This window comes from Methylobacterium sp. WL69 (genome assembly GCF_008039485.1).
Lineage (GTDB): Bacteria > Pseudomonadota > Alphaproteobacteria > Rhizobiales > Beijerinckiaceae > Methylobacterium.
In genome coordinates, this window is sequence record NZ_VRUZ01000093.1 from 1 (window position 1) to 15,752 (window position 15,752).

General features: G+C 68.1%; 11 protein-coding genes. 5 read left to right on the forward strand and 6 right to left on the reverse strand.

Features of this window, described 5'->3' with window-relative positions; all coding sequences use genetic code 11:
• Positions 1 to 1,158: glycerol-3-phosphate dehydrogenase (locus tag FV218_RS18650; RefSeq protein WP_147711064.1), on the reverse strand; the 1,158-nt coding region annotated here is incomplete at its 3' end.
• 132 nt (positions 1,159 to 1,290) lie between these two features.
• A complete protein-coding gene (locus FV218_RS18655; RefSeq protein WP_056092790.1) occupies positions 1,291 to 1,527 on the reverse strand; it encodes a hypothetical protein in 237 nt (78 codons plus the stop codon).
• A gap of 384 nt (positions 1,528 to 1,911) precedes the next feature.
• On the opposite strand from FV218_RS18655, the gene FV218_RS18660 reads away from it, so the two are divergent.
• Both FV218_RS18660 and FV218_RS18665 read left to right on the forward strand, forming a co-directional pair.
• Positions 1,912 to 2,805 carry an SMP-30/gluconolactonase/LRE family protein gene (locus tag FV218_RS18660; RefSeq protein WP_187273100.1) on the forward strand — a complete coding sequence of 298 codons (894 nt, stop codon included), beginning with the start codon at positions 1,912 to 1,914 and terminating at the stop codon, positions 2,803 to 2,805.
• A gap of 77 nt (positions 2,806 to 2,882) precedes the next feature.
• Entirely contained in the window at positions 2,883 to 4,703 is a 1,821-nt protein-coding gene (locus FV218_RS18665; RefSeq protein WP_147711068.1) for a glycoside hydrolase family 15 protein, read from the forward strand.
• 25 nt (positions 4,704 to 4,728) lie between these two features.
• Here FV218_RS18665 and FV218_RS18670 read toward each other — a convergent pair whose 3' ends face one another.
• On the reverse strand, positions 4,729 to 6,327 hold the full coding sequence (locus FV218_RS18670) for a PepSY-associated TM helix domain-containing protein (protein ID WP_147711066.1): 1,599 nt from the start codon (positions 6,325 to 6,327) through the stop codon (positions 4,729 to 4,731).
• A gap of 17 nt (positions 6,328 to 6,344) precedes the next feature.
• Positions 6,345 to 8,645 carry a TonB-dependent siderophore receptor gene (locus FV218_RS18675; protein ID WP_056092781.1) on the reverse strand — a complete coding sequence of 767 codons (2,301 nt, stop codon included), beginning with the start codon at positions 8,643 to 8,645 and terminating at the stop codon, positions 6,345 to 6,347.
• A 462-nt stretch (positions 8,646 to 9,107) separates the two neighbouring features.
• Here FV218_RS18675 and FV218_RS23285 point away from each other — a divergent pair, with 462 nt between their 5' ends.
• Positions 9,108 to 9,593 (forward strand): hypothetical protein, encoded by a 486-nt coding sequence (locus tag FV218_RS23285; protein ID WP_246685176.1) that lies wholly within the window; start codon positions 9,108 to 9,110, stop codon positions 9,591 to 9,593.
• A 193-nt stretch (positions 9,594 to 9,786) separates the two neighbouring features.
• Positions 9,787 to 10,275: a cyanase gene (cynS, locus tag FV218_RS18685; RefSeq protein WP_056092778.1), complete on the forward strand. Its 489-nt coding sequence runs from the start codon at positions 9,787 to 9,789 to the stop codon at positions 10,273 to 10,275.
• Between the two features lie 68 nt (positions 10,276 to 10,343).
• On the opposite strand, the gene FV218_RS18690 is transcribed toward cynS, so the two are convergent.
• Positions 10,344 to 12,953: an EAL domain-containing protein gene (locus tag FV218_RS18690; RefSeq protein WP_147711067.1), complete on the reverse strand. Its 2,610-nt coding sequence runs from the start codon at positions 12,951 to 12,953 to the stop codon at positions 10,344 to 10,346.
• A gap of 973 nt (positions 12,954 to 13,926) precedes the next feature.
• On the opposite strand from FV218_RS18690, the gene FV218_RS18695 reads away from it, so the two are divergent.
• Positions 13,927 to 14,340, forward strand: coding sequence for a helix-turn-helix transcriptional regulator (locus FV218_RS18695; protein WP_162240001.1), 414 nt, complete (start codon positions 13,927 to 13,929; stop codon positions 14,338 to 14,340).
• An 83-nt stretch (positions 14,341 to 14,423) separates the two neighbouring features.
• Here FV218_RS18695 and FV218_RS18700 read toward each other — a convergent pair whose 3' ends face one another.
• On the reverse strand, positions 14,424 to 15,701 hold the full coding sequence (locus FV218_RS18700; protein WP_246685177.1) for an HlyD family type I secretion periplasmic adaptor subunit: 1,278 nt from the start codon (positions 15,699 to 15,701) through the stop codon (positions 14,424 to 14,426).
• Between the last annotated feature and the right edge of the window lie 51 nt (positions 15,702 to 15,752).

Sequence of the window (15,752 nt, forward strand, 5' to 3'; positions counted from 1 at the left end):
GTTCAGGCAGGGGAGGTGGGGGGCGAGGCGCGCCAGGGCGTGCTCGGCGAGGCGGCGATAGGTGGTGATCTTGCCGCCGAAGATCGACAGGAGCGGCGCCAGGCCGTCCGGTGCGTCGAGGTCGAGGACGTAGTCGCGGGTCGCCGCTTGCGCCGCGCCGGCCCCGTCGTCGTGGAGCGGGCGCACGCCGGAGAAGCTCCAGACCACGTCCCGAGCCCGCACGGGCGCGCGGAAGTGCTCGCTCGCGGCCGCGCAGAGATAGGCGACCTCCTCGGGGCCGGCCCGGACCGCGGCCGGATCGCCGACATAGTCCCGGTCGGTGGTGCCGATGAGGGTGAAGGCGCCCTCGTAGGGAATCGCGAAGACGATGCGCCCGTCGCGGTTCTGGAAGAGGTAGGACTGATCGTGCGTGAACAGGGCCGGCACCACGATGTGACTGCCCTGGACGAGGCGGATGCCGGCGGCGGCGTTGCGCCCGGTGATCCGCGACGACACGTCGGCGACCCAGGGACCGGCGGCGTTGACGAGGGCGCGGGCCCGCACGTGGCCGATCGCGCCATCCGCCGCGCGGGTCGCGACGGTCCAGAGGTCTTCGCTTCGCCGGGCCTGCACCACCTTCGTGCGGGTGCGGATCGCGGCACCGCGCTCGGCGGCGTCGACGGCGTTCAGGACGACGAGGCGGGCATCGTCCACCCAGCAATCGGAATACGCGAAGGCGCGCGACGGGCCGTCCCGCAGGGGCGCCCCGGCCGGATCGCGGGCGAGATTGAGGCTGCGGGTCGGGGGCAGGTGACGGCGGCCGCCGAGGTGGTCGTAGAGGAAGAGGCCGAGGCGCAGGAGCCAGGCCGGGCGCCGCCCCGGCGTGTGCGGCAGGACGAAGCGCAGGGGCCGGACGATGTGCGGGGCCATCCCCCACAGGATCTCGCGCTCGACCAGGGCTTCGCGCACGAGGCGGAATGAACCGTGTTCGAGGTAGCGCAGGCCGCCATGGATGAGCTTGGTCGAAGCCGACGACGTGGCGCCCGCGAGATCGCCCTGCTCGAACAGGACCACCCGCGCGCCTCGCCCGGCCGCATCGCGGGCGATGCCGCAGCCGTTCACCCCGCCGCCGATGATGGCGAGGTCATACGCGTCGGGCGAATCGGCGGCAGCCGTCACGAGCGCTCCGAGGTGGGACGTTCCCCGCGATCGGTGTCGGACGCGAAACGGCCCGGACCGCGCGGCATCTTTCCATGGGACGCGCGGGATCGTCTACCCGAGAAGGGCAAGTCTTCCGGGAAGGGCAGGCCCTCACGCGGCCAGGGGCAGGTCCGTCTCGGCGGCCGGCGCGGCCACGGCGGCGCGGGGCCCGAACAGCTGCGCGTACAGGGCCGTCGGGCTGTGGCTGCGGCCACCGGAATCGACGATGCGGACATCGGACATGCCGGCGGTGAGGAGGGACAATCCCTGCTCCAGGGCGCCCAGGATCGAACCGTGCTGATAGGAGAGCGCGCGCAGCGATACCCGCGCGTGGACGGTGAAGCTCACGGTTCAGATCCTGTGGTTGCCGCCAAGCCGACGCTGGGCCGGATGCGGACGATGGGGGCGATCGGGGGAGGTCGGTCGATGACGGCCTGTCCGATCCTGGGGATCATCGCGGCGGCCACCTGAGCGTATGATTTCGAATAATGACCAAGTCTTGACGGAGTGTTAGCCAAATCGCGACGGCGGCCGGCAAGACTTCACAAAAGACGGTTTTTGTCAGGGTCCGGGCATGGGGTGGGACGCCACGCCGCTCGCGCCGACGGGACTGCCGCACCCCCTTCGAACGTGTTCGCGGCGATACAACCGTTCGGCCTTTCCTGTTGATCGCACAGGAACTTTCGCCCCTGCGCGGACGTCATCGACCGCAGATCGGAGTGAACGATGCAGGTGACGGCCGAACCGACGATCCGCGTCCTCGACGCCCCCCGGTGCCATCTCGGGGAGGGCCCGAGCTACGATCCGGCGACGGACACGGCATGGTGGGTCGATATCCTGGAGTGCCGCCTGTACGAGCTGCCCCTCGCCGAGGGCGCCGGTCCAGCCCGGGTTCACGAACTCCCGTTCATGGCGAGCGACATCGCCGCCATCGACGGCGCGCACCAGCTCCTCGCCGCCGAGGACGGTCTCTACATCCGCACCCTCGCGGACGGGCGCCTGACGCGCCACTGCGCCCTCGAGGCCGACGATGCCGGCACGCGCGCCAACGACGGCCGGGTCCACCCGAGCGGCGCCCTGTGGATCGGCACCATGGGACGCGACGCGGAGCTGGGCCGGGGGGCGATCTATCACGTCGCCGGCACGCGGGTGACCCGGCTGTTCACCGGCATCACGATCCCCAACGGCATCGCGTTCTCGCCCGACGGCGCGACCGGGTATTTCGTGGACACGAAGGCGGGCGTGCTCCAGCGCGTCGCCCTCGATCCCACCACGGGCCTGCCGACGGGCGAGCCGGAGACGTATTACCACCACGGCGACGGAGCCGGCGGTATCGACGGAGCGGCCGTGGACGAAGCGGGGCTGATCTGGACGGCGCGGTTCGGCGCCGCCTGCCTCGACGCCTACAGTCCAGCCGGGGACCGGGTCCGCACCGTCCCGGTGCCGCCGCGCCAGCCGACCTGCCCGACCTTCGCCGGGCGCGACCTAGACCACCTCCTGGTCACGTCCGCCTACGAGGGCATGGACGAGGCCGAGCGCGCCGCCGATCCGGCGCACGGGCGCACCCTCCTCGTCGGCATCGGCGCGCGCGGCCTGCTCGAACCCGCGTTCCGCCTGACCGCCTGACTCGTCCATCGCACCGACAACCGTTCCTCATCGTGGGGGTGGCCCGTTCCGGCGCCCCAGGAAAACTCTCCACGACAGTGTCCGGCGACCGCCCCTATCAGCCCATTGAGGCCTATGCGCTCATCGGCAATTGCGAAGGCTGTGCCCTGGTGGCCCGCGACGGCGCCATCGACTGGGCCTGCCTGGAGCGGTTCGATGCGGACCCGGTCTTCTCGCGCCTCCTCGACCGGCGGCGCGGCGGCTGGTTCACCATCCAGCCGGCCGGGCGGTTCGAGACGGCGCGGCAATACGTGAGCCGGACCAACATCCTCGAGACGACGTTCAGCACGCCCACCGGCCTCGTCACCCTGCACGACTTCATGGTGCCGAAAGCGGCCGGCGCCGACCGGCCCCGCCTCGTGCGCCTCGTCACCGGCATCTCCGGTTCGGTGCCGATGGTGGCGCTGTACCGGCCCCTCGACGGCTTCGCCGAGACCTTCGCGCCCCTCGAGATCCGGGGCGGCCGGGTCACCGCGCCGGACCATCCGGGCCTGATCTCCGATGTCGAGTTCGCATCCGAGGACGGCGCGGCGGTGGCCCGATTCACCCTGGAGGCCGCGCAGGACCGCAGCTTCGCCCTCACCCTCGGCGCGCCCCCGGAGACCGTGCCGGACCTGCGAGCCCTGCTGGAAGAGGCACGCCGGGCCTGGGCGCTCTGGACGCGGGACGCGACCTATCGCGGTCCCATCGCAGACGAACTCGTGCGCTCGGCCCTGGTCCTGAAGGCCCTGACCTACGAGCCCACGGGCGCCATCGTGGCAGCGGCCACGACGTCCCTGCCCGAGGAGATCGGCGGCATCCGCAACTGGGACTACCGGTTCTGCTGGATTCGCGACGCGTGCCTGTCGTTCTACGTCCTCAAGAAGTTCGGCATGGTCAGGGAGGCGGAGGCGTTCTTCGGCTTCGTCGCGGATCTCGCCGACCGGACCACCGGCGCGCTGGCGCCGCTCTACAGCATCGCCGGCGAGGTGGATCTGACCGAACACACCATCGCGCATTTCGAGGGATGGCGCGGCAGCGCGCCCGTGCGCCACGGCAACGAGGCGGCCGAGCAGCACCAGAGCGACGCCTACGGGCAGGTCCTCGACCTCATCTATCTCTACGAGCGCCTCGGCGGCACCCTGAGCGAAGCGATGCGCGCGCACGGCGCGCAACTCGCCGACTTCTCCGCGGCCCACTGGCACGAGCCCGATGCCGGCCTGTGGGAGCCGCGCAAGCCCGAGGAGCGCTACCTCCACGCCGCGATCATGAACTGGGTCGCCCTCGACCGGGCCATCCGCCTGTTCGGCGAGCGCTCCGACTGGTGCCGGGAGCGCGACCGGATCGTCGCCTGCGTCAACGGCGAGGCCGTCCACGCCGACGGATACTATCCGCAATACATCGGCAGCGACGACGTCGATGCGGCCCTTCTCATTGCCCCGATGGTCGGTTTCCCCGTGGACGAGGCGGTGTTCGCCCGCACGGTGGACGCGATCATCGCGCGCCTCGGGCACGATCACCTCGTCTACCGCTACCGGAACGACGACGGCCTGCCGGGCCACGAGGGCACGTTCCTCATCTGCGCATTCTGGCTCCTCGACGCCCTGCTGTGGCTCGGCCGCGACGGCGAGGCGCGGACGCGCTTCGAGGCCCTGCGCGCCCTCCAGAACGATGTCGGTCTCTACGCCGAGGAGGCGGCGGAGGACGGGACGTTCCTCGGCAACTTCCCGCAGGCGTTCAGCCACCTCGCCTTCATCCACAGCGGGCTCATGCTCGACCTGTTCGCGCATGGCGGGCGGGCGGCCCTGCGCGGCACCTACGCCGACCGCGCCCTACGCGAGACCGAGGCCCGCCGGGCGCCCCGGATGCCCACCACCTGATGCCGGGCCCCGGCATCAGGGTCGGTCACGTCATCGCGTGTTGCCGCTCGGCCTGTCCCGCACGGACGCGCGCGGCCTCCGCGGGCGCGGTCCGCCGCTTCGGGCGCGGTCCTTCGTAGCGGCCGATCTTGCGGGCGCAGACGGCGAACAGGGCCGCGAGGGCGACGAGGACGCCGTCGAACCACAGGAACAAAGCCGGCTCGCCCGCTCCGAAGCGAAGGGGATGGCCGGGAATCGTCAGGACGTCGATGACCGGGACCGCGAGGGTGAGAGCGGCCAGAGCCGTCATCGCCTCGACCCAGGCCCGACGCTGCGGTCGCGCCAGGGGCAGAAGGGTGGCGAGGACCCAGACCGCGAAGAACGCGCGGACCTCCCAGTCGGCGCGGTCCGCGAGGCCGACGGGCAGGAGGCGGTTGGCGAGGAAATAGGCCGCGATGCCCGCCGGCAGGCCCGCCACGGTGCCGATGTTGAGGGCCTGGACGATCCGCAGGCCGAGGAACGGCCGCGTGCCGCGTTTGGGCAGGCGCGCCACCGACCACAGGATCAGGCCCGACGCCACCATGGCGCAGCCCATGAGGCCGCACACGAAGAACAGGCCCCGCAGTGCCTCGCCGGCGAAGTGCGCCTCGTGGAGGCCGACCATGGTGGTGAAGGTCTTGGCGGCCGGCTTCAGGCCGCCCTGCAGGACCTCCACGACGGCCCCCGTGGTGCCGTCGAAGGCGATCTGCGGATGGGCGTGCGACAGGCCGTGCGGCTCCTCGAACACCGCCACCACCGTGGCGTTGGCGTCCTTCGGGTTGACGACGGACAGGCGCTCCAGGGGCTCGGGCACCATCGCCACGGCCCGGGCCACCATCGGCCCGATGGGCGCGAGCTGTCCCGGCCGGCCGAGGGCGGGGCGCTGGGCGGTGATCTGGCCGCTCTCGGCGTAGAAGGCCTGGTTGTCGCCGCGATAGGCCGTGGTGATGCCCCACGGCATGTACATCACCGCGAGGGTGACGACGCCCGTGTAGGTGATCATGAGGTGGAACGGCAGGGCCAGCACGCCCGTGACGTTGTGGGCGTCGAGCCAGCCGCGCTGGGCCGCCTTGTCCCGCCGCAGGGTGAAGAAATCCGAGAAGATCCGCCGGTGGGTGATGATTCCGGAGACGATGGCCACCAGCATGATCATGGCGCAGATGCCGACGATCCAGCGGCCCCACAGGGGCGCCATGTGGAGCTCGAAGTGGAAGCGGTAGAGGAAGTCGCCGCCCTTTGTGTTGCGCACCGTCGCCGGGGCGCCGGTCTGCGGATCAAGGACGGCGTGGCCCGGCGGGGTGCCGGGCTTCGTGCGCCAGAACAGGTCGAGGACCGGGCTCTCGGCCCGGGGCAGGCCGATGAACCAAGTCCGCGCGTTCGGCGCATGCTCGGCCATGTGGGCGACGCCGATCTCGGCGGCCCGGGCCAGGGACGCCGGATCGGTGGAGGCGGCGGCCTGATGCAGCTCCGGCCGCATCCAGCGCGAGATGTCGGCCCGGTAGTAGCTCGCCGTGCCGGTCACGAAGACCGCCAGCAGCACCCATCCGACCACGAGGCCGGCCCAGGTGTGGAGCCAGGCCATGGATTGGCGAAAGCCGTTCTTCATGTCCGGCTCCTGACCTCTTACCAGCGGTAGCGCAAGGTCGCGTAGACCGTGCGCGGCAGGCCGTAATAGCAGCTGGTGTAGCCGTTGCAGCCGCTGACGTAGCGCTCGTCGAGGAGGTTGTTGGCGTTCACCTGCATGGAGAAGCCCTGGAGCTTCGGATCGAGGTACTTCAGGTCGTAGGAGGCCGTCGCATCGACGAGTACGCTTTCGGGCACCTTGAAGGTGTTGGCGGCATCACCCCAGGACGGCCCGAGGTAGCGCACGCCGCCGCCGATCTCGAGGCCGAGCATCGGCCCGTCGAGAAAGCGGTAGGTCGCGAGCAGTGAGGCGGTCTTGTCCGGCACCAGCACCGGGCGGCGACCCTCCAGGGCCACGTTCTGCTGCGTCAGGTCGTTCAAGGTCCGGCCGTCGTCGCGGACGTTGCGGGCGTCGAGAAGAGAGAAGCCGCCGACGAGGGTCAGCCCCTCCGCAAGATTCGCCCGCGCCTCGAACTCGACACCCTGCACGCCGACCTGGCCGGTCTGCAGAACGAACCCGGGAGCACGGCCCGCGGTCGTATCGGCCGTCGTCCGGTTCGACTGGCGGATGTCGAACGCCGCTGCGGTGAGAAGGATGTCGGTGCCGGGCGGCTGGTACTTGATGCCGGCCTCGTACTGGTCGCTCAATTGCGGATCGGGGATGCGGCCGACGGTGCCGAAGGCGGTGTCGAAGACCCGGCCGGCGACGATGGGCTCGAACGCCTGACTGTAGGACACGTACGGCGCCACGCCGGAATCGAACAGGTAGAGCAGGCTCGCCCGGCCGGTGAGGGCGTCGGCCGGCGCGTCCTGGAGCGTCAGGGTGCTGGTGTTGGCCGCGAGGTTGAAGGTCCGGGTCGGACCGGTCTGACTGGCGACGTCGTAGCGTCCGCCGACGGTCAGGACGAGGCGATCAAACTTCGCCTGATCCTGAAAGTACACCCCGGTCTGCTGCGCATCGACGCGGGACGCCGTGTTGAAGGCCGGGAACGCGATGTTCATCGCGTAGTCCGGCGCCAGGGCGTTGAGGCTCGGAGCCGTCGGAAAGGGGGTTCCGAGGGTGCGCGTGCTGAAGGTACGGTGGTCCACGCCGAGCAGCGCCGTATGGGCGATGAAGCCGGTGTCGAAGGTCGCCACCGCGTTGCTGTCCATTGTGAAGGCTTCGGCATCGACGTTGGTGCCGATGACCGCGCGCGGCAGCAGGGGACCGGAGGCCGTGGGGCCGTTGAGCGGGCTGAACGCGCTGTAGACGCTGCGATAATCGCCCTGCGTCCGGAGATACCGGCCCGCGGAGTGGAACCGGAGGTTCTCGTTGACGCGGTGATCGAACAGATACTCGATGGACGCCTGGGTCCGGTCGGAGCGCTCGATGTTGCGGTCGCCGTCATAGAAATTGACCGGCAGACGGCCGATGACGCCACTGCCGAAGTTGCGCGGGAATACCGTGCCCACGGCCGGGAAGCCGCCGTAGAACCCCGAGAACGGGTCGCGCTGATAGTTGCCGATGATGGTCAGCGAGGTGTCGCTGGAGGGGCGCCACGTCACGCTCGGGTTGATCAGGACGCGCTCGACCCGCGTCGTGTCCACAGGGCCGTCGCCGTTCCAGCCGAAGCCGACGATCCGGTAGGCGAACTGGTCGGCGAGTCCCGGGACGTCCGAGTGGATCGGGCCGCCGACGTCGACGCCGCCGCGCACCTCGTTGAAGCCGCCGCCTTGCACGAAGATCTCGCCGTGCTCCACGAAGCGCGGCACCTTCGAAACCAGATTGACGATGCCGCCCGGACCCGACTGGCCGTAGAGCACCGAGGCCGGCCCCTTGATCACGTCGATGCGTTCCAGGCGGTAGGGGTCGACGGACGCGTTGGCGTCGCGTCCTCCGAGGAGCGCCATTCCGTCAAGGAAGACAGGGGCGCTGAAGCCGCGGATGAGGAACTGCTCCAGGCGGGTCGATCCGGCGCCGCCGCGCTGCTCGGTGGTGACGCCTGGGGTATAGCGCAGGGCCTGATTGATGGTGAGTGCGTTGCCGTCCTCAATCTGCTTGCGTCCGATCACCGAGATCGACTGGGCCGTCTCGAGGATCGGCGTGTCAGTCTTCGTCGCGACGGTGCTGCGCGATGCGACATACCCTGGCACGGCGCCGAGGGGGCCGCCCCGGTCGGTTCCGGCGACGCTCGGACCACGCCCTGCGCCCTCGACGGACAGGGTGTCGAGGGTGACGGTCTGGGCGGCGTCCTGGGCCACGGCCGATCCGGCACCGAGGCCACAGATCGCCACACTCGACAGCAACGCCAAGACTACCATGCGCTGGTCGCTGTGGCGGGACGGAAACGCGCAAGACTTCGCGGGAGCGTTATGCACGGGATTGGTGACTCACACTGGAATTCAACATTCATCGCTCCAGATTAGAAAAGTTCTACTTTCTTATCCGGCGCACTCAACTCATTGGCAAAGGGCTGCGGAGGCGCGCAAGAATTATGTTCTGGATTTATTCTAAATCCATAATTCGCCGAGCGCCCACGAATGGCGTCGCCGGTTAATCCGAACCCTGGCCGATTTTCGAGGCGCATCGCCGAATGGGCGCCGCCCGGATTGCTGCCGGAACACCGATTCCGATGACGGGCCACAGGCGAAGGCCCGGCTGGCTGCAGGGGAGCCATGTCCGACTTACCTGCATCCCACGGGCGAGACGGCGTGCGTCCGACAACGTGACGACGCATGGGAGGCGAAAATCGGAATGCGGTTTTCCCGCCGGGCGATGCGTTTATGCATCGCCTCGCCGCGCCGGATACCGATGCCTGTGATGTGGACAACTTCGGCAGGAGCGGCTCGGACGCCGGAGATCTGGACGTCGAAGACCTGGACGTCGGCGATTTGCACCGCGTGGCGTCGCACGGCGCATCGGATACAGAACGAGAGCTTCATGCCACCGACGGTGTCGCGGGGGGCGCCGGTACCAATCGAATCCGGCATGTCACGCATCGGTATCTCACGGATTTCGACGACGCTCCTCGTGTGGGGACCCTGTTCGCGCCCTCCGTCGCCCACGCCGACCCGATCACGATCCGCGAGGTGCTGAAGCGGTCCTGCACGGGCGGCCACCGCGAAGTTGGCAGTGACCACGCACCCGGCGGCCCCGAGGACGAGATCTGCTTTCGCAAGAACACGAGGCACCTGTCTCCCCCCTGCGCCTCGGCGGTCACGGCGTACGAGCGCGAGCAGAAGCTGAAGCGGGTGACGGAGGTTCGCTGACACCGGAGCCCGCCGGCCGCATCCGAGCGCGCGATGGCCGACCCCACGGGCAGCCCGTTAACCGGGCATGTGCCTTCCGTGTGACGCGCCGTGGCACGGCATTTGAAGAGCGGCGGACCTCCGGACGCCGCCGCCATGAACCGCCCACCATGGACAGCTCTCGGCGCGGCGCCCGTGCACCCAGGAGACGAGTATGAAGCGCGAAGACCTCACCGAGAAGCTCCTCGACATCAAGCGCGAGAAGGGCTGGACCTGGAAGCACATCCAGGCCGAGATCGGCGGGATCTCCCCGATCCTCATCACCGCCGCCTGCATGGGCCAGATGAAGCTGCCGAAGGCCCAGGCCGCCAAGGCGGCCGCCCTGTTCGGCCTCACCCAGGCCGAGGAACGGATGCTCAACGAGGCCCCGTATCGCGGCTCCATCCCGCAGATGCCCCCGACCGATCCGCTGATCTACCGCTTCTACGAACTGGTGATGGTCTACGGGACGACGTGGAAGGAGCTGATCCAGGAGGATTTCGGCGACGGCATCATGTCGGCCATCGATTTCAACATGACCATGGAGCGCGAACCCAACAACAAGGGCGACCGGGTGAAGATGAACCTTTCGGGCAAGTTCCTGCCGTACAAGTACTACGACAACGAGGACGGCGTCCCGGAATACGGGTTCAAGGAAGGCTGAGCCACCGGCCGAACATCCCGGTCCGTCGGCGCCGGGCCCGAGACCGCCGCCTCGCTCGAGGGGCGGTCTCAGGCGGCCCGCCGCGACGGACCGGTCGCGATCAGCCGCACGAGGCCCTCGGCCGGTAAGGGCGGGCTGAAGAAGTAGCCCTGGACCTCGGTGCACCCCTCCGCCCGGACCAGATCCAGCTGGTCCCGTGTCTCGACACCCTCGACGGTCACGCGGGCTCCGAGGTTCTTCGCCAGTGCCACGATGGCGCGCATGATGGTCACGGTCCTGGGGCTCGTCATCGCGACGACGAAGGATCGGTCGATCTTGACGGTGTCGATATCGAACTGGTGGAGATAGCTCAGGCTGGAATAGCCCGTCCCGAAATCGTCGAGGGCGATGCGGACGCCGATGTCCCGCAGACGCCGGATCGTCCGGGTGACCGCGTCGGTCTTCTGCATCAGGATCGTCTCGGTGATTTCGAGCTCGAGCCGGTGCGGCGGAAGTCCCGAGCCGGCCAGCGCGCGCAGGACGGTTTCCTCCATGCTGATCTGCTGGAACTGGATCGCCGAGACATTGACGGCGATCTTGAGGGGGGCCGGCCAGGAGGCCGCCTGGCGGCAGGCTTCCTTCAGGACCCAGGCCCCCAGGGGAATGATCAGGCCGGATTCTTCCGCGAGGGGAATGAACTCGCTCGGCGCGATCTCGCCCCGGAGCGGATGCTCCCAGCGCATCAGGGCCTCGAAGCCCGCGATGGTGCCGGTCTCCAGTTCGACGATGGGTTGGTAGAGAAGCTGGAAGTCCCCGCGCTTCATCGCCTCCCTCATCTCGGACTTCAGCGATCCGGGCACCGCCCGCGTCGTCTCGGCCGAAGGATTGTGAAAGCGGTAGGTGTTCTTGCCGGCGGCCTTGGCCTGGTACAGGGCCGCATCGGACTGCCGGAAGAGGGCGACGGCATCGTGCGTGTCCCCGGTGCCGAAGGCGATGCCGACACTGGCGCCGACGCTCACGGTGTGGCCGTTGAACGCCATGGGCCGATTGACCGCCTCGATGATGCGCGTCGCCATGGTGCCGGCATCGTGGGCGTGCCGAATTCGGCTGAGGATGATGGCGAACTCGTCGCCGCCCAGGCGCGCCACCGTATCGACGTTGCGAACGACCGCGAGAAGCCGCGCCGCCACGGTCTGCAGCAGGAGGTCGCCGGCGGGATGGCCGAAGCTGTCGTTGATGCCCTTGAAGCCGTCGAGGTCGCAGGTCAGGACCGCAAAGCGGGTGCCGTGCGCCGTCGCGTGACGGATCTCGTCCGTCAGACGCTCCCAGAACAGCGTCCGGTTGGGCAGGTCGGTCAGGGGATCGTGCAGGGCGAGGTGGGCGATGCGCTGCTCGTCGGTCTTGCGCCGGGTGATGTCGATATGCGTGCCGACGACGCGCAGGGGAACGCCGTCGGCGGTCCGGCCGACCACCTTGCCGCGGGCGAGGATCCAGATGTAGTGCCCGCCCTTGGCGCGCAGGCGATACTCGCATTCGAACGCGGCGGTCCGCCCGTCGAAATGATCGGCGAGCGTCCGGCGCGAATGCTCGACGTCGTCCGGATGGATGAGGGAGTACCAGGAGCTGATGTCGGGCACGATCTCGCTGCGGTCGTAGGCCAGCATCGAGGCCCAGTGATCGGACAGCTTGACCTCGCCCGTCACGACATCCCAGTCCCAGAGGCCGTCGCTGCCGCTGTTGAGGGCGAGGGCGAGGCGTTCCTCGCTCAGGCGCAGGGCATCCTCCACCGCCTTGCGTTCGGTGATGTCCCTCAGGGAGGTCACGTAGCCGGTCGGGCTGTTGGTGACCGGATCGCGCGCGAGGCTCTGCGACACCTCCATGGTCACCCACGCGCCATCCTTGCGGCGGTAGCGCTGGCAGGTGGACGCCTGATCGATGCGGGCCCGGGTCAGGTCGTCGAGAACCAGGCCGTAGGCTTCGGCATCCTCGGGATGGACGAAATCGAGGGGCTTGGTCCCGACGAGTTCGTCGGGCTCGTAGCCGAGGACCGTCCGGATGGCGGGCGAGACATAGCGGCGGGTGGTGTCGAGATCCGACCAGATGATCACGTCGGTGCTGGTCTCGGCGAGGAGGCGGAAGCGTTGTTCGCTCTGCCGCAGGGCGCCTTCCGCCATGAGTCGCCTGGCGGCATCGGTCTCACCGGTCACCCGTGCCTCGTGCAGGCGCAGGTGGGCTTCGACGATGACGGCGAGCTCCCCGAGCAGCCGCGTCTCCCGCGCGCCGAAATCGAGGCGCGGTGTCCGGTCCATGATGCAGAAGGTGCCGAGGTTGAGGCCCGAGCGGAGGGCCAGGGGGACCCCGGCATAGAAGCGCGCGCGGGGCTGCCCGACCACGAGCGGACTGTCGGCCGAGCGCGGATCGCCCAGCAGATCGGGAATGACGAGGGGAATCCCCGCCTGCCCCTGGATCGTAAGATCGCAGAACGCCCCCTCGCGGTCGATCCCCTCGCCCTCGACGCCCCATCGGGCCTTGAACCAGATCCGCGTCTCGTCGACCAGCAGCACGAGGACGATCGGGACGGCGAACAGTTCGGCGGCGATGCGGCAGACCGCGTCGAGGTGCGGTTCGGGCGTTGAACCGAGGATACGCAGGGCGCGCAGGGCATCCAGTCGCTCCTGCTCGAGGGTGGGGTGGGGCATGGAAACGATCTCCTGCCTTGCGCGGATCGCGATCGGACCACAGCCTGGATGCGAACTGTCGTCCCGGAACGTTGTGCGAGGATGATAGGGAGAAGTTCTATAAGAAAAACTCGCCTCTCAGTTGATTTCTGAAGGTGGTTTCGAATGCGCTAACGCGGCGCCTCCGGGTCGATCGTCGGACCCCCCATGCTCAAGGGCGGCGTTCCTCGGCGGGGTCAGGTCGAGGCGTGGACCGCCGGGTCCGGTGCCGCGACTCACACGCCCGGGGGCGTCGCGGACGACGTCCCGTCGCAAAGTCCCGAGTCCGGGACCACAGACTCATTCAAATTTCGCGGCCGAGTTCGCGACGTCGCAACACTGTCGATAAAACAACAATCACCAGGATCTTGCGGAAAACTTACAGGTAATACTTCTATAAATTTGAAATTTGAAAATGTATTATCAGACAAAAATCTCAGAAAAATAACGAGCATGAGCCAACTACCGGTTACATACATAATTCATCTGATGGATACATAAAATAAAAGAATAATCGGGCGCCTCAAAAATAAATGACCGTCTGTCTCCGCGATAATCAGGCCTAAATATTTCCGACAACTACCATTGATGCCGCTACATATTTGTCCCAAAATCTCGCCTGCACTGTGATCATCCTGGATTAAGACAAGTGAATTTCGCCCCTCAATACTGTTTGGTCGACACCTTTGGATTGACCTTGGCCGAATGATGGGCGAGCGCTGAGCGCCAAATCACTAAAGATCGGTCCAGGCCTACGTTTGTCGATCCGTCGACTTGGGTTATGGTCCATCACCCGCAGGCGAACAATTTAACGTGACGGAGGCGGTGGATTGGCGGCCGATCGTATTTCGCATAAACAGGCGATCGATTCGCCTCGTCGGGGATATGCGGGGGCGCGGATGAGCAGGATGAAACGGTTCGGCTCACCCCGATGCGGTTCATAAGATCAATGATCATGAAGAAGATCGAGCAAGACCTAATGGCCGAGCCAAGCAGAGACAATGCAACGCGGGAGATCGGTCCCCGCATCAAGTCCCTGCGCCGTTCAGCCGGCCTGAGCCAAGCCAATCTCGGCAGCGCCCTCGGCGTCACGTTCCAGCAGGTCCAGAAATACGAGAGCGGCCGCAGCCGGATCGCGGCGGACAAGCTCCATCAGATCGCCCAGACGATGGGCGTCGACATCAGCTACTTCTACGACACCAAGACCGAGGGAAGCGTGCCCGAGAAAGGTGCGCCCGCGGTGTCGGCGGCCGGGCGGACGGAAGACAGCATCTTCAAGGAGGCCTTCGACCGGATCAAGGACCCCCGCGCGCGCTATCTTCTGTCGGAACTGGCGCGGGTCATCTGCGAGATCGAAGCCGGCAAGTAGCCTCCCGGGCACCCGAGCCAAATCCGATCTCGGGCGTCGCGGAGCGGTGGGCTGCACGCCCTGGGACGTGCCGGGTCGCGGGTTTACCGCTCCCGCCACGCCTTCGCGATCTGATCGGCCAGGGGCTTGAGGAGATACGAGAGAACCGATCGCTCGCCGGTCTGGATGTAGGCCTCCACCGGCATGCCCGGCACGAGCCGCACCTTCCCGAGGCGGTCGCGCTGGTCCTCCGGCACGCGGATGCGGGCGGTGTAGTAGCTGAGGCCCGTCTTGATGTCCTGGCTCACATCGGCGGAGATCCGGGTGACGAGCCCGTCGATCTCGGGTGTGACGCGCTGGTTGAACGCGGGAAACCGCAGGACGGCCTCCTGATCGAGATGGACGTTGTCGATCTCCTGCGGCTGGATTCGCACCTCGACGGCGAGGCTGTCGGAGTCGGGCACGATGAGCATCGCCGGCTCGCTCGGCACCACGAGACCGCCGACCGTATGGACGGTCATCTGGTGTACCACTCCGTCCTGCGGCGCCCGCAGATCCGTGCGCTTGAGCTGGTCGAGGGCGGCGACCCGCTTCTCCGCCAGCTCGGACCAGCGCCCACGGATGTCGGCAAGTTCCTTGCCGACTTCGCCGCGCATGTCCTGGTCGATCTGAAGGATCTGCAGCTCCGTCTCGGTGATCTTGCCGCGCGCCTGGGCCTGTGCGGCCACCAGCTGCCCGCGCTCGCCGTGGAGACGGGCAGCGTCGCGCTCCAGGGCCGTGACCCGCGAGAGGGCGATGAGATTCTTCAACCGGAGCTCGCGTACGCCGACGAGTTCGTCGGCGATGAGCGCGATCTCCTGCGCCTTGGCTTCGGCCTGCTCGGTCAGCCCGGCGATCTCCTGGCGGATCTGCAGGACGCGCTGCTGAAGCTGGGCCTTCTGGCCGTCCCGTCCGGACCGGCGCGTCTCGAACAGCCGCATCTCGCCGTCGAGGAGTTGCGCGACGACGGCGTCCGAGGCCCGGCGTCCCCCGAGATCGGCGGGAAAGGCGATGGACGCGGTTCCGTCGCGTTCGGCCTCGTTCCGGGCGCGCCGGGCGCTCAACTCGTCCATGGCCTTGAGGACGATATCGAGGTTCGCCCGGATCTGGGTCTCGTCGAGGGTGATGAGAACGTCCCCGGCCGAGACGCGCGATCCGTCGCGGACCCGGATGGTGCCGACGACGCCGCCGGTGGGGTGCTGGACCTTCTTCACGTCGCTCTCGACGACGAGCTGGCCGGACGCCATCACGGCCCCGTTGATCTGGGTGACGGTCGCCCAGCCGCCCATGCCGAAGACGAGGACGGAGATGACGCCCGACACGCCGAGGAGGTGCAGACCGATGGAGCGGTCCGCCTGGAACGGTCGCGCGGCAGGGGCGCGACCGTTCCAGGC

Coding starts and splice junctions, on each gene's coding strand:
- FV218_RS18670 (WP_147711066.1), bottom strand. CDS start 6,327: ATGAAGAACGGCTTTCGCCAATCCATGGCCTGGCTCCACACCTGGGCC.
- FV218_RS18675 (WP_056092781.1), bottom strand. CDS start 8,645: ATGGTAGTCTTGGCGTTGCTGTCGAGTGTGGCGATCTGTGGCCTCGGT.
- FV218_RS23285 (WP_246685176.1), top strand. CDS start 9,108: ATGCATCGCCTCGCCGCGCCGGATACCGATGCCTGTGATGTGGACAAC.
- cynS (WP_056092778.1), top strand. CDS start 9,787: ATGAAGCGCGAAGACCTCACCGAGAAGCTCCTCGACATCAAGCGCGAG.
- FV218_RS18690 (WP_147711067.1), bottom strand. CDS start 12,953: ATGCCCCACCCCACCCTCGAGCAGGAGCGACTGGATGCCCTGCGCGCC.
- FV218_RS18695 (WP_162240001.1), top strand. CDS start 13,927: ATGAAGAAGATCGAGCAAGACCTAATGGCCGAGCCAAGCAGAGACAAT.